Origin of the sequence: Thioalkalivibrio sp. ALJ24, assembly GCF_000377785.1 — a bacterium.
GTDB lineage: Bacteria > Pseudomonadota > Gammaproteobacteria > Ectothiorhodospirales > Ectothiorhodospiraceae > Thioalkalivibrio.
In genome coordinates this window covers 53,911-67,163 of the sequence record NZ_KB898733.1, presented here as the reverse complement: position 1 = coordinate 67,163, position 13,253 = coordinate 53,911, and the positions used below count along the sequence as shown (strand labels likewise).

Genomic DNA, 13,253 nt, shown 5'->3' with positions numbered 1-13,253 from the left:
TCCGTGTGCCTCGGCGAAACCCGGTTCGCTGAATCGGCGTTTACCTAACGCCCCGATCCGGGGTCGTCCCGACCACGATCTTCGGGGGCCTGCTCGCCCGAGCCAGTTGTCGGGGCATCACGGTCAGCCCCCTCACCACCACCGCTGGTGGCACCGGCCGTCGCCATGTCGTCCGTCTCATCGGAACGCCCGGACCCGCCGGTCCAAGCGGCGGCCTTCTGCCGCATCTCGCCGAACTTGCCGGTCAGTTTCTCCAGCCGCGCCTCCCATTCCGGATCGGGGTCCTGACCCTCGGTCACGCGGTTGAACACCTGCATCAGCGCGACCATGCCCACCGGCTCGATCACTGCCTGCTTCACGCCCCAGGCGAACACCAGGGCGATGATCACCGTCAGCGGGCCGGCCAGCGCCGGGATCAGCGCCACCAGCCCGGCGATTGGCGCGAGGATGATCAGGAACACGACGAAGGTCATGCCCCAGATGAAGAACGCGAGGAAGAATGCATTCTTCAGGAACGCCTTGTAGTTCTGCGCGTACAGGATCAGCGCGGTGCGGCTGGCTGCCCACGGGTTCTCGGCCCGGGTGCGGATGTTGTAGGCGAGGATCACCTCGTCCAGGTAGGTCAGCGACAGGTTGATGACCGTGTTGATGAAGCTCGCCAGCCCCCTGGTCCCGGGCAGCGGGATCAGCGCCGCGATGCTGAAGAAGGCCCGGTTGAAGACCTTGAGCACGCCCTTAATCAGCTGATCCACCGCGAACAGCACCGAGGCCTGGGCGAAACGCTCGCGCACCACCTCGCGCGCATGCTCGATCTGGCCGCGGCCCTGCGGCAGCTCCTGGCCGTCCATGCGCTCCACCAGCACGGCGATATGCCCGGCCTTGACGATGTAGAGCAGGTATTCACGGAAGAAATAAACCACCGCGCCCACCAGCCCGAAGCCGATGAGGCCGCCCCACAGGCCGAACACCCCGGGGTTGTCGCCGATATACCCGATCCCGTAGCCGATCCCGGCACCGGCTCCGGTGCCGATCACGTACGCCAGGGTTATGCCCACGTAGATGATGAACCGGAACACCAGGAACGGCGCGGTACTGCGCAGCAGACCGAGGGTCTCCCGCATGCTGAAGTCTTTCATGGCATCGGCTCCCGGAACTCGTGGAAAGACCCCGACAGCATCGCGCACAACGTACGGCATGTCCCCCTCCGGATGGAGGGGATGATCGGGGCTTCTCGCCCGCCCCGGCCGGTGCCACCATGTACCCCCGATTTCCGCACTGGGGAACCCATGCCCGTTCAGATCCTCGCCGTGGGCGACATGCACCTGGGCCGCCAGCCGGCGCGCCTGCCGGCCGCACTGGCCGACGACGGCGCCAAACTGGGCCCGGCCGAGGCCTGGGAGCGCTGTGTCCGCCTCGCGATCGAACGGCAAGTGGATGCGGTGGTGCTGGCCGGCGACCTGGTCGAGCGCGAGGACGATTTCTTCGAGGCCTACCGCCAGCTGCGCACCGGCATCGACCGCCTGACCGGGGCCGGCATCCGCGTGGCGGGCGTGGCCGGCAACCACGACGTGGCCGTGCTGCCGCGTCTGGCCGACGAACTCGAGGGCTTCCACCTGCTGGGCCGTGGCGGGACCTGGGAAAGCGTCACCCTGGGGACCGGCGAAGACCGCGTGACCCTGCACGGCTGGTCGTTCCCGTCGCGGCGGGTGACCACCAGCCCGCTCGCCGGACACGACTTCCACGCGAACGAAGGGGCCGCGGCCGGCGTTCAGCTGGGTCTGCTGCACGCCGACCGCGACGCACGCGACTCGCACTACGCCCCGGTGCGCTCGGCCGAACTGGCCGGCGCCGGACTGGATGCCTGGCTGCTGGGGCATATCCATCGCCCGGACGCCCTCGACGCGGCGGGTACAGCCGGACGTTACACCGGCGGTTACCTCGGCTCCATTACCGGCCTGCACCCCGGCGAACACGGCGCGCGTGGGCCGTGGCTGCTGACCGTGGAGGCGGGCCGCATCCAGTCGCTGGAACAGCAGTGCCTCGCCCCGCTGCACTGGGCCCGCGTCGATCTCGACCTGACCGGCCTCGAGACCGCCGAACAGGCCCGCACCCGCCTGCTGCAGCAGTTGCGCGAGCTGGAAGCGGGACTGGACGCCCGCCCCCTCCCGCCGCGCGCGCTGGGCCTGCGCCTGCGCCTGACTGGGGCCACCACCCTCGCCGGCGAGGTCGCAAACCAGCTCGACGGGCATCGCGAGGAAAGCATCGCCGCCAGCCCCGAGCGCTTCACCTTCATCGAGCGCATCCTCGCCGATACCCGGCCGCCGGTCGATCTGGACGAGCTGGCCCGCCGGCAGGACCACGCCGGGCTGCTGGCCCGCCGGCTGCGCGACCTGCACCGCCCGGCCGACGACCCCGACCGCCGGGCGCTGATCGAACGCGCACGCGACGCGCTGGCACCGGTCGCCGACGACGCCCGCTGGCAGGGCCTGCCCGCGGCGGCACTGAATGAAGAAGCCATCGCCGAGCACCTGATCGACACCGGCAGCCGCCTGCTGGAACGCCTGCTGGCCGAGACGGACGCCGAGACCGACACGGAGGCCGGCGCGTGAAACTGCAGTCCATCGAGATCCGCCGGCTGCCCGGGATCGACCGGGGCTTCGTCATCGACGCCCTGGACCCGGCGGTCAACTTCGTCACCGGGCCGAACGCCTCCGGCAAGAGCAGCCTGATCCGCGCCCTGCGCCATCTGCTGGCCGGATATCGCCCGGGCGACCCGCACCAGCTGTCGCTGACCGCCGGCTTCCACGACGGGCGCCATCTGTGGACCGTGGACCGCAACGGCGCGCATGTGGCGTGGCAGTGCGACGGCCGCCCGGCCGAACCTCCCGCCCCGCCACCGCCGGATCTGCTCGACAGCTACCTGATCGGCGTCGAGGACCTGGTGCAGATCCAGGGCAGCGGCGAGCAGGCTCTCGCCCGCCAGCTGCGCCGGGAACTCAACAGCGGGCTGGATCTGCCCGCACTGCGCGACGAGCTGTTCCCGCATGCCCCGCGCGCCGGACACCGCGAGCGCCAGGCGCTGGAGCGGGCCCGGCAGCAGCGCGAGGAGGTCGAGCGAGAACAGCGCCAGGCCGCCGCCGGGGAACAGCACCTGCCGGAGCTGGACCGCGAGATCGCGCAGGCCATGGAGGCGCAGGAAGAGCAGAAGGCCCTGGAGACCGCACTGCGCCTGCTGGACACCGAACAGGTGCTGCGCGGGACCGCCGCACGCCTGGAAGAATTCCCGCCCGACATGGAGCGCCTGACCGGCCGCGAACCGGAACGCCTCGCCGCGCTGGACCGCCGCCGCGAGCACGCCCGCGAGGAACTCGCCCGCACGGAGCAGGCCCGCCGGCAGGCCGTCGAGCGGCTGGCACGCACCGGCCTGGAGGACGCCCGACCGGATCCCGCCGAACTCGAACGCCTGCGCGGGCGTCTGGAGGCCCTGCACCAGCAGGAACGGGCACTGGCCGACGCCGACACCGCCTGTACCGACGCGCGTACCGCGCGCGACCGGGCCCTCGCCCGGCTCGCCGGCCGCGAGGACTCCGCCCGCGAACTGCCACAACTGGACGACGCCAGCCTCGACCGGGCGCACGATCTGGCCCGCCGTCGGCGCGAGCTGGAAGACCGCCGCACGGCCCTCGTGACCCGGGTGCAGGGTGCGCCGGAGTCCTCGCCCGAAGAGGAGCTGGAACGCCACGAACGCGGCGCGCGGCTGCTGTATGACTGGCTGGCCCTGCCGTCGCCGGACCACCGCGAGCGTCCCGTCCTCCCGACCGTGATCGGGGCTGGCCTGGGCGCCATCATCGCGGTCGTTGGCGGCCTCGTCGGCCCCGGCTGGCTGGCTGTCGTGGGTGGCGGGGTGATGCTGCTGGCGCTGCTGCCGCTGCGGTTCCCCGGGATGGTCTCCGGGATCCTGCCGGAACGTCTGCGCCGCTCGGCCGAAGCGCTGGCCCTTGAGGCCCGCCGCGACCAGCTGACCCGGGAGTTCGCGGCACTGGGCCTGGACAATACCCCCGATGCGCCGTGGGACCCGGCCGGCGTGCGCGCCTGTCTCGAGGCCATCGAACGCCGACGCGATGCGCTGCGGCTGGACCGCCAGCGTTTCGAAGAAGCCCGCACGCTGCGCGCCGAGCGCGACAGCGTGGACAGGCAGCTGCAGGAACTGGAACAGGAAGAGGCCGTGTTCGCGCGCGAGGCCGGCTTCGACCCGACGCTTGCCGGGCGGCTCGACGACTTCCTCCAGCGCACCCGCGAGCTGCAGCAGGCTGAACTGGCCCTGCAGCAGGCCGAAGCCCGGCGGGCGGACACCGCCGGCCGGGTCCGGGCCCTGACCACGGAACTTCGCGAGGCCCTCGCCCGCTGGCCCGGCACCGAGACCGACGCCCCGGGCGACGCATCCCCGGCCCACGTCGATCTGGCGCCCGCCGTGGCCGCCCTGCGCCAGCGCGCCGACGAGGCCGCGGAGGCCGAACGCGAGGCCGCCGAGAAGGAACGCGAGGCGCGGCGGCTGCGGGAGACGCTGGAGGAGATCGAGCAGGAAACCGCCCGCGAGCTGGCCGAGGTCGGCCTGGGGCCGGATCAGCGCGGCACCCTGGAACAGCGCCTGGAACAGCACGAGGCGTGGCGCGAACTGCGGGACCAGCGAGAAGAACAGCGCCGGCGCCGCGACGACCTGGCGCGCGAACTGGAGGCCCGTCCGGACCTGCTCGCCCTGGCCGGCACGCAGGATTCCCCCGGCGAGCGCGACACCCTGACCCGGCGCCACGCCGAGGCGGTCGACCGCGCCGCCCGGCTGGAGGAGCTGCGCGAGGAACGCAGCCAGATTCGGGAGCGCATCCGCCAGACCGGGCTCAAGGGGGAACGCGAACGGGCCATGGCGGCCGAGCAGGGCGCGCGCGAGGCGCTGGAGCAGCACCGCGCCAGGGCCCTCGAAAGCACCGCCGGCCGGTTCCTGCTGGGCGACATCCAGGACGAGTTCCGCCGCGAGGAAGAACCCGAGCTGCTGCGTCGTGCGCGCGAGGCCTTCGCCCGCTTTACCCACCACCAGTGGGCCCTGCGGCTGAGCGACGAGGACGACGGCTTCCTCGGCGAGGACCGCGTGCAGGGGGCCCTGCGCACCCCCGGCGAGCTTTCCACCGCTACCCGCATGCAGCTGCTGCTGGCCCTGCGTCTGGCCCGCGTGGAGACCCGCGAGGCCGGCGACGGGACACGGCGCTGGCCGCTGCTGATCGACGAGGCCCTGGCCACTACCGACCCCGAACGCGCCGTCGTGATGTTCCGCACCCTGCGCGAACTCGCGCAGGATCGACAGATCCTGTATCTGGCGGCCAGCGACTACGAGGTGCAGCTGTGGCAGCAGGCCACCGGCGAGTCACCTCACCGGGTGGACCTGCAGGCCGTGCGCGGGATCGCGATGGACAAGTCCGGGGAAGGCTCGGGGCGGACTCCGGCCCGTTTCCGTCTTCCCGCCGCACCGACCATCCCGGAGCCCGGAGACCGGGACATCGCCAGCTGGGCCCGCGAGCTTGGGGTCCCGCGCCCGGACCCGACGGCTCCGGCCGAAGAGGTCCACCTGCTGCACGTGCTGTTCGACGACCCCGCCACCGTGCGGAGCCTGATGCAGGACTGGCGGGTGGACCGGGTCGGGCCGCTGCGCAGTCTGCTGGACAGTCGGATCGCCGCCCGCGCCCTGCCCGAGGCACGCCGGCGCACCGCCCTCGCCCATCGCAGCATCGCCCTGGAGCACTGGCTGGACGCCTGGCGGATCGGCCATGGCCAGACGGTAAACCGGGGGATCCTGGAACAGGCGCACGCGGACGGCGTGCTGACCGACAACACCTTGGAGGGCGTGGTGCGACGTGCGGAAGAAACCGGGGGTGACCCCGTAGCGCTGCTGGAGGGCCTGCGTCAGGATCCGATCACCATGGCCAGCGGCACCGAGCAGCGCCTGCGGACCCGGCAGCGTGAACAGCTGGAGTCCTGGCTGAAGGAACACGGCCTGCTGGACGAGCGCGACCCGCTCACCCCGGAGCAGCGCCGCCAGTACGTCCTGGAACGCGTGCCCGCGGATGCCGACCCGGGCGACATCCAGCGCCTGATCGACCACCTGGAACACGAAACCGGCGACTGAAGCCCCGGCCATGCGCCCCATCCGCTACGCGGACGGGGCGACCGCGATCAGCCGTTGGCGGCCTTGCGGCGGATGCCCAGCGTTCCGGGGGCGCGGGACGCGCCGGCACTGCCCTTGCCCGCGCCCTTGCCCGGCCCGCGACCGGCCGGCTTGCCCGCCGCCTGGTACGCGGGACGCTTGCCGGTGGCCGGCTTGCCACCGGCGGGTTTGCGGGAAACAGGCTTCGACTTGCGCGCCGGCGCGTCGTGGCCCGGGCCCTGCGGCGCCGGGATCTCCAGCGTCAGGCCGAGGCGACGGTTCGCGACATGAATGCCGCCCAGCTTGCGGATCGCGCCCTCGTCCAGGCTCTCCGGCAGGTCCACGTGCGAGTGTTCCTGCTGCAGGCCGATGCGGCCGATGTCGCGGCCGTTGAGGCCGCCCTCGTTCGCCAGCGCCCCGACGATCGCGCCCGGCGCGACGCCGTGGGTGCGGCCCACCGGCATGTAGTAGCGCACCATGCCGGATTCGGGACCCGCGTCGCGATCGCCCTGACGGCCGCCTTCGCGGCGCTTGTTGTTGCGCTCGCCGCGATCCCGGCCGCCGGAGCGGTCGTCGCGGCCGGCGCGGGCCGCGCCGGCCAGCGGGTCGGCACCGGCGGTGGCGGAGGCGTCCAGCGGGGAGCCCTCGGTGGCCAGCGCCACCAGGGCACCGGCCAGGTCCTGCGGCGAGGTCTCGCCATCGGCCAGCAGACGCTGCACCAGGTCCGCGTAGCGGCCGCCGGCATCCTCGGTGATGGCGGCCCGCACGCGCTCGGCAAAGCGATCCTCGCGGCGTGCGCGAACCGCCTCGCGGTCGGGCACCGCCTGTTCACGCACGGACTTGCCGGTCAGGCGCTCGATGTCTTTCAGCATGCGCCGCTTGCGCGGCTCAAGGAACAGGATCGCACGACCCTTGCGCCCGGCGCGGCCGGTACGCCCGATGCGGTGCACGTAGACCTCGGCATCGCCCGGGGCATCGAAGTTGAACACGTGGCTGATGCGCGGGACGTCGATGCCGCGTGCGGCCACGTCGGTGGCCACGATCACGTCCAGACGACCGTCGCGCAGGTTGGCGACCACGCGCTCGCGCTCGCCCTGCTCCATGTCGCCGTTGAGGGCCGACGCGGACACGCCGGCGGCACCCAGCCGATCGGCGATCTCGACCGTCGCCGCCTTGGTACGGGCAAAGACCACTGCCGCATCCAGGTCCGGCTCGGTCTCCATCAGACGGGTCAGGGCCTCGAGCTTGTTGCGCTGATCGACCAGGCAGTAGCTCTGGTCGATGTCGACGCCGGCCTCGTTGCCCGCACCCACGCGGATCTCTTCCGGTTCGCGCATGTGACGGTGCGCGATGCGCCGGATCGGCGCCGGCATGGTCGCGGAGAACAGCGTGGTCTGGCGCTCGGCCGGGGTCTGCTCCAGCAGCCACTCGATCTCTTCGACGAAGCCCATGCGCAGCATCTCGTCGGCCTCGTCCAGCACCACCATGCGCAGGCTGGACAGATCGAGGCTGCCGCGACGGACGTGATCCGCCACGCGGCCGGGCGTGCCGACCACCACCTGGGCCCCGTCGCGCAGGGCGCGCAGCTGCTGGCCCATCGGCTGGCCGCCGTAGACCGGCAGGACCTCGATGCCGTCACGCCCGGCGGCGAAACCGGTCAGCGCGTCGGCCACCTGGCCGGCCAGTTCGCGGGTGGGGGCCAGCACCAGCGCCTGCGGGGCGCGGTGGTCGGCCTCCACCCGGTCGATCAGCGGCAGGCCGAACGCACCGGTCTTGCCGGTGCCGGTCTGGGCCTCGCCCAGCACGTCGCGACCACCCAGCAGGGCGGGGATGCAGGCGGCCTGGACCGCGGTGGGAGTGGCAAAGCCCAGATTCGACAGGGCACGGACCAGCGACTCGGACAGACCGAGCTGGTCAAAGGAGGGGGATTCGGACATCACACAGTACTCACACGGGCCGGAAACAGCGATGGCACTGGCGTGCCCCGGGCCCGGCGAAAAGGAATGACCACACGGTCAGCTGCGCACTATACACGAAACGCGAGAGCCGTGGGGGTCAGCCTCGTTCCACTCGATTGCGGCCTCCGGACCTGGCCGCGTACGGGGCGACGTCCGCCCGTGCGATGAGGGTTTCGTGAGTATCCCCGTCACGAGCCTCCACCACTCCCGGACTGGCGGTCACGCGCCCCCGTCGGGGTCACGGAGGCAGCCGATCTCCCCGCGAGGATTCGACCGGATTCATTGGTGTTGACCTATCCACGCCGCCCCGCGAGCCACGGCAGAAACAGCAGGCTCTCCAGCGGACCGCGGTGGAACCGTGAACGCCACAGGACCCCGAAGGCGGCGAAGGCCGCCATCGCCAGCAGGGTCACCACGGTCGCGATCGCGGGGGAGTCCATCACGTGGTCGTCCAGGCCCGAACTCTCGAGGGTTTCCCGCAGCAGCCAGAGCACCAGGAGGTGGGTCACGTAGAAGGTCAGCGCCAGCTGCCCGGACGCGATCAGGGGCCACAGCCAGCGGCGCGCCCGATCGGCGAGGAGCAGGCACAGCCCCAGCACCGCGCCGGCGGTCAGCACCGAGCCGGCCAGCCACAACAGCATCTGACTGTGAGGCTGCGTGACCAGCAACCGGTTCCAGCCCCAGTCGTCGGCATCCACTCCCAGCGCCCGCTGCAGCCCGACGCTGGCCAGCAGCACCCCGGCTGTCCCCACCGCCCCGACCACGACCAGATGCCGGCGCACGGCGGTACTGCGCAGATCAAGACGGCCCAGCCACATCCCGACCGCAAACGGCACGATCCAGGTCACCAGCGGGTACGGGCCGGACAGCACCAGACGGTGCAGCATCTCGCCCGCGGCAAGCCCCGGCATCACGGGCGAACGGTCGAACACCTCGGGGCTGGTCAGCTGCCCGTGCAGAAAGATCGCCGGACCGACGGCCAGCATCAATGCAGCGATGGCCAGCAGTCCGGGTGACGGCAGGCGCAGCATGGCGATCGCCAGCACGAACAGTGCCGCGTAGGCCGGCAGGATCACGTAGATGGCGTCGGGCTCCAGGGCCTGCAGCCCGAGCCCGATCAGGAACAGCAGCGCGGCCCGCCAAAGCAGCTGGGCCTCGGACCCGCCGCGTCGCGGACGCCGGGAGGCGGCCAGGAAAGATACGCCCACCCCGGCCAGCAGCATGAACAGCACCGACGCCCGACCCTGAGGCAACGCGTACAGCTGCCCGCCGAGCGTTTCCAGGCCCACCGGCCCCACATGCGCCGACAGCATGCCGGCCACGGCCAGCGCACGGGCCAGATCCAGGCCCTCCAGGCGCGATGCCGAGACGGCGGTCATGCGGCCACCCTGCTCGCGCCAGCAAACTCGGCCCCGAGCTCGAAGTTCGGGGCGCTGTGTCGAAACGCGACGGATCCGCGCGACCCATGTGGCAGATTGCCACGCCGGCCGTACCGTACCGTACGGCGTCGCCGCCGGGCTCGCCCGCGAATTCGATCTGTCCCTGGGCAGTCCATGCCGGAGGGCTAGCAAATCGCCGGCCACTCCGGGAACGGCCAGGTCTGCGGGTCGATCAGGCCTGGATGTTGACGCTGGACCCGGTGGTGTCCGGGCCCGTGCTGGCCAGGCTGCCGTCCGCCATGAAGGTGGAGCCCATCTCTTCCTCGGCGCCCGGTTCGTCCTGCGCGGCGCCGTTATCCGGGTTACCGGAGCCGGTGTCCGTCGAGGAGTCGCCCGCCTGCATCTCCGAATCGACGGACAGTCCGGTATCGATCTCGCCCGCGGACTGCGTCGCTTCGGTGCCACCGAGTGCGGAGGTACTCCCGGTGTTGCCGGTGGAACCGGTCGGAGCTGCCGGGCTCTGGGTAGCGGCCGCCTGGGTGGCGTTCTGTGCGGGCTGGGCCTGTCCCATGGCCGGGCTGGCCGCGGCCTGAGCCGGCTGCGCCGCCTGCATGCCGCCCTGTGCGCCCGCCCGGGCCGGTTGGGCCAGCTGCGCCGCGGCCATACCGGCGGCCTGCCCGGTCGCCTGGCCCGCCGGGTTCTGCCCGGCCGCGGCCGCGGGGCCCTGGTTCCCGGCGCCATTCGGTCCGTTCATGCCCGCCGTCTGGGCCATGGTGGCCGGATTGGGGCCGATACTGTTGATCATGGCGTGCTCCTGCTCGAAAGGTTTTCCCGCTCCGCATGAACGGAGCCGGGGCAACCCTGCCAAGCGAACCGCATGCCAGAATCTTCCCGACCACGGTCAAGCCGCTCCATGCGGCGACCCGGATCCGCACACACCCCCGGATCGTTCCAGTATCCCCGGAGCACCCTTGCCGATCACTTCCGGCATTCGGCATGCGGCAACCGGGTCATTCCTGCCCCAGTGCCTCCAGGGCCGCCTGCAGGTCGCGGACGATGGCCCGTTCATCCCCGCCGGCAGCCGTCGGATCCACCGGGTCCCCGATCACGATGCGCACCTTCTTGCCCGGCCGCGGGAGACGCTGCCCCGGGGCCATCACCTCGCGGGTGCCCTCGATCCACACGGGCACGACGGGGACGGGCTGCGCGGCCAGCACCAGCCCGATGCCGGGACGCAGGGGCTGCAGGCTTCCGTCGGGCGAGCGCTGGCCCTCGGGGAACCAGATCAGACCGTGGCCGCGCTGCAGACTGGCCGCCGCAAGGGCGAGGCTGCGACGCGGCGCGGCCCCCGGGTCCACCGGCAGGATCCGCGCCGTGCGACTGAAGGCCCGCGACAACGGGCCGGTGAACAGATAGCCCTGCAGTCCCGCCCAGTACAGCAACTCGAGACGCTGCCGATCCAGGGCCGGCAGCAGCGCGAGCGCATCGACGAAGCTCAGATGGCGCGGGGCAATCACGTACGGGGCACTGGCCGGAAGCTGACCGTGCACCTCCACGCGCATCAGCAGCCGGGAGAGCACCCGCGCGCCGGCCAGCACCACCATCCCCGCGGCGCGGCGCAGCGGGCCGGGTGGTTCCAGCGCGGTCTGCTGGTCGGCCTCCAGCAGCGACTCCGGATCGGCGAGCTGCGCCTTCAGGTCGGCCTGCCCCTCGCGGGCCACGCCCGCGGCCGCCGCCTCCCGCAGCAGATCGCGCACCGTCTCGACCCGTTCGATCGCCGAGTCGTCCAGATCGATCCCGGCGCGGTCCTGCAGCGCCAGGGTCAGGTCGACCCAGCTGAGCGAATCGATGCCAAGCTCCTCGGCCAGCCCGGTGTCCGGGGTCAGGCGCCGGTCGTGGAAACGCTCGGCGAGGTAGTTCCACGTGCGTTCCGCGCCCGGGTCGGACAGCAGCTGCTGGTCCTCCGGAGCCATGGATTCCGGCGAGACCGGCTCCGGACGGGCACGCGAGACCGCGTCCTCGCGCCCCAGCTCCTCGAACAGCTCTTCCAGCTTGTGCCGGCGCAGCTTGCCCAGCCGGGTCCGCGGCAGCGGATCCAACGCGACGCGCACCACGCCCGGGCGATGATGGGTAGGCAGGGACTTCGCCGCTTCGTTGACGGCCTCGCGGGTTCGCCGTTCGAGCTCTTCGCCGGCGGCCTCACGCATCAGGCCTGCATCCGGCACCGCCACGACCGCCAGCCGGTCGTCATGCTCCAGCACGCCCGCCTCGCGGATCCCTTCGGCCGACTGCAGCGCGCCCTCCACGCGTTCGGGATCGATGTTCTCGCCGCCGGAGAGCACGATCATGGCGGATTCACGACCGTGCAGATAAAGAAAGCCATCCGCATCGATCTCGCCGGTATCTCCGGTACGGTACCAGCCGTCCGCGTCCAGCACCTTCGCGGTCTTTTCCGGGAGATTGAGATAGCCGGCGAACACGTTCGGCCCGCGGGCCATCACCTCGCCGCGGCCATCGCCGGAGCCGCCGTCGTCGATGGCCAGTTCGACCCCCGGCAGCGCCACCCCCGCGGCGTCCAGACGCACCCGCTCCGGCGGGTTGTAGGTGAGGATCGGCGACGTCTCGCTGAGGCCGTAGCCGGTCGCCACCTCCCATCCCAGTGCCTGCAGGTTGCGCCCCAGCCCGGGGTCGAGCGCCGCGCCCCCGGCCACCACCATGCGCAGGCGCGGCGCCAGGCGCTGGTGCAGGCTCCCGAACAGGCGACGGCCCAGGCGCAGACCGAAGCGCTGGCGCGCCTGTTTCGACAGCCCCAGCATCGCGCGGAACAGCAGCGCCGGCACCCGCCCGCGGCCGGCGACACGATCCTGCAGCGCCTTCCACACGGCCTCGTAGAGCCGCGGCACGCCCAGCATCACGGTCGCCTCGCCATCGCGCAGGCCGCGCACGATCTGCGGCCCGACCAGCGAAAACGGAACGATGATGGACGCCCCCAGGGTCAGCGGCACGAGGATGCCGACCGTGAACGGATACACGTGGTGGAACGGCAGCGGCACCAGCACCCGATCCTTATGGTCCGCGACCTCTTCGGCGCACAGGGCCTCCACGTTGCTGGCCAGGTTGCGGTGGGTCAGCGGCACGCCCTTGGGCGGACCGGTGGTGCCGGAGGTGTAGAACACCGCGGCCACATCCCCGGCTTGAGCCATCGAGTCGGCGGGCTCGGCCTGCAGCAGGCTCGCCCAGGCATTCGGGGCATCCTCTGCGGCGTCGAACAGGCGGACCTGCCAGTCACCGGGGACATCCGCCAGCCGCTCTTCCAGCCCCGAGGTGGTGAAGATGAAGCGCGGGCCCGAATCCGTCAGGGCGTGGCGCAGGTCCTCGGACGGCATCTGCGTATCCAGGGGCACCACGCTGCCGCCGGCATTCATCACGCCCAGCGCCGAGACGATCCAGTCCGGGCTGTTGGGGGCCAGCAGCACCACGCGGTCCCCGCGTTCCAGGCCCGCCTCGCGCAGCCCGGCCGCGAGTCTCGCCGCCCTTTCCAGCAGCTCAGCCCGCTCGGTGGTCTCGTGGCCATCGCGGGTCATGGCCACCACCGCCTCGCGCCCCGACTCGGGGGCGCGCGAGGCGAGGAGTTCGTCGATGGTCCGAACGTTCATCCGCTGGCCTCCGGCGGGACGGCGCCCGCATAAAAAATGTTGTGGGCAGTGCGGCTCCCATCATACG

At 72.0% G+C, this 13,253-nt stretch carries 7 protein-coding genes; 2 read left to right on the top strand and 5 right to left on the bottom strand.

What is annotated here, in order from left to right; genetic code table 11:
* Positions 1-44: 44 nt before the first annotated feature.
* On the bottom strand, positions 45-1,136 hold the full coding sequence (locus D571_RS0112540) for a hypothetical protein (RefSeq protein WP_018937041.1): 1,092 nt from the start codon (positions 1,134-1,136) through the stop codon (positions 45-47).
* 150 nt (positions 1,137-1,286) lie between these two features.
* On the opposite strand from D571_RS0112540, the gene D571_RS0112535 reads away from it, so the two are divergent.
* Together D571_RS0112535 and D571_RS0112530 are read left to right on the top strand one after the other, a co-directional pair.
* Positions 1,287-2,609: a DNA repair exonuclease gene (locus D571_RS0112535; RefSeq protein ID WP_018937040.1), complete on the top strand. Its 1,323-nt coding sequence runs from the start codon at positions 1,287-1,289 to the stop codon at positions 2,607-2,609.
* Positions 2,606-6,175, top strand: a complete 3,570-nt coding sequence (locus D571_RS0112530) for a hypothetical protein (protein WP_018937039.1) — start codon at positions 2,606-2,608, stop codon at positions 6,173-6,175. Before D571_RS0112535 ends, D571_RS0112530 begins: the two co-directional genes overlap by 4 nt.
* 47 nt (positions 6,176-6,222) lie before the next feature.
* On the opposite strand, the gene D571_RS0112525 is transcribed toward D571_RS0112530, so the two are convergent.
* The 4 genes from D571_RS0112525 to D571_RS0112510 form a co-directional block, all read right to left on the bottom strand.
* Entirely contained in the window at positions 6,223-8,130 is a 1,908-nt protein-coding gene (locus tag D571_RS0112525; RefSeq protein WP_018937038.1) for a DEAD/DEAH box helicase, read from the bottom strand.
* 314 nt (positions 8,131-8,444) lie between these two features.
* A complete protein-coding gene (locus D571_RS0112520; protein ID WP_018937037.1) occupies positions 8,445-9,530 on the bottom strand; it encodes an acyltransferase family protein in 1,086 nt (361 codons plus the stop codon).
* 232 nt (positions 9,531-9,762) lie between these two features.
* A complete protein-coding gene (locus tag D571_RS0112515) occupies positions 9,763-10,335 on the bottom strand; it encodes a hypothetical protein (RefSeq protein ID WP_018937036.1) in 573 nt (190 codons plus the stop codon).
* Between the two features lie 205 nt (positions 10,336-10,540).
* Positions 10,541-13,186, bottom strand: a complete 2,646-nt coding sequence (locus D571_RS0112510) for an AMP-binding protein (protein WP_018937035.1) — start codon at positions 13,184-13,186, stop codon at positions 10,541-10,543.
* Positions 13,187-13,253 lie beyond the last annotated feature (67 nt).

Coding starts and splice junctions, on each gene's coding strand:
- D571_RS0112525 (WP_018937038.1), bottom strand. CDS start 8,130: ATGTCCGAATCCCCCTCCTTTGACCAGCTCGGTCTGTCCGAGTCGCTG.
- D571_RS0112520 (WP_018937037.1), bottom strand. CDS start 9,530: ATGACCGCCGTCTCGGCATCGCGCCTGGAGGGCCTGGATCTGGCCCGT.
- D571_RS0112510 (WP_018937035.1), bottom strand. CDS start 13,186: ATGAACGTTCGGACCATCGACGAACTCCTCGCCTCGCGCGCCCCCGAG.
- D571_RS0112535 (WP_018937040.1), top strand. CDS start 1,287: ATGCCCGTTCAGATCCTCGCCGTGGGCGACATGCACCTGGGCCGCCAG.
- D571_RS0112540 (WP_018937041.1), bottom strand. CDS start 1,136: ATGAAAGACTTCAGCATGCGGGAGACCCTCGGTCTGCTGCGCAGTACC.
- D571_RS0112515 (WP_018937036.1), bottom strand. CDS start 10,335: ATGATCAACAGTATCGGCCCCAATCCGGCCACCATGGCCCAGACGGCG.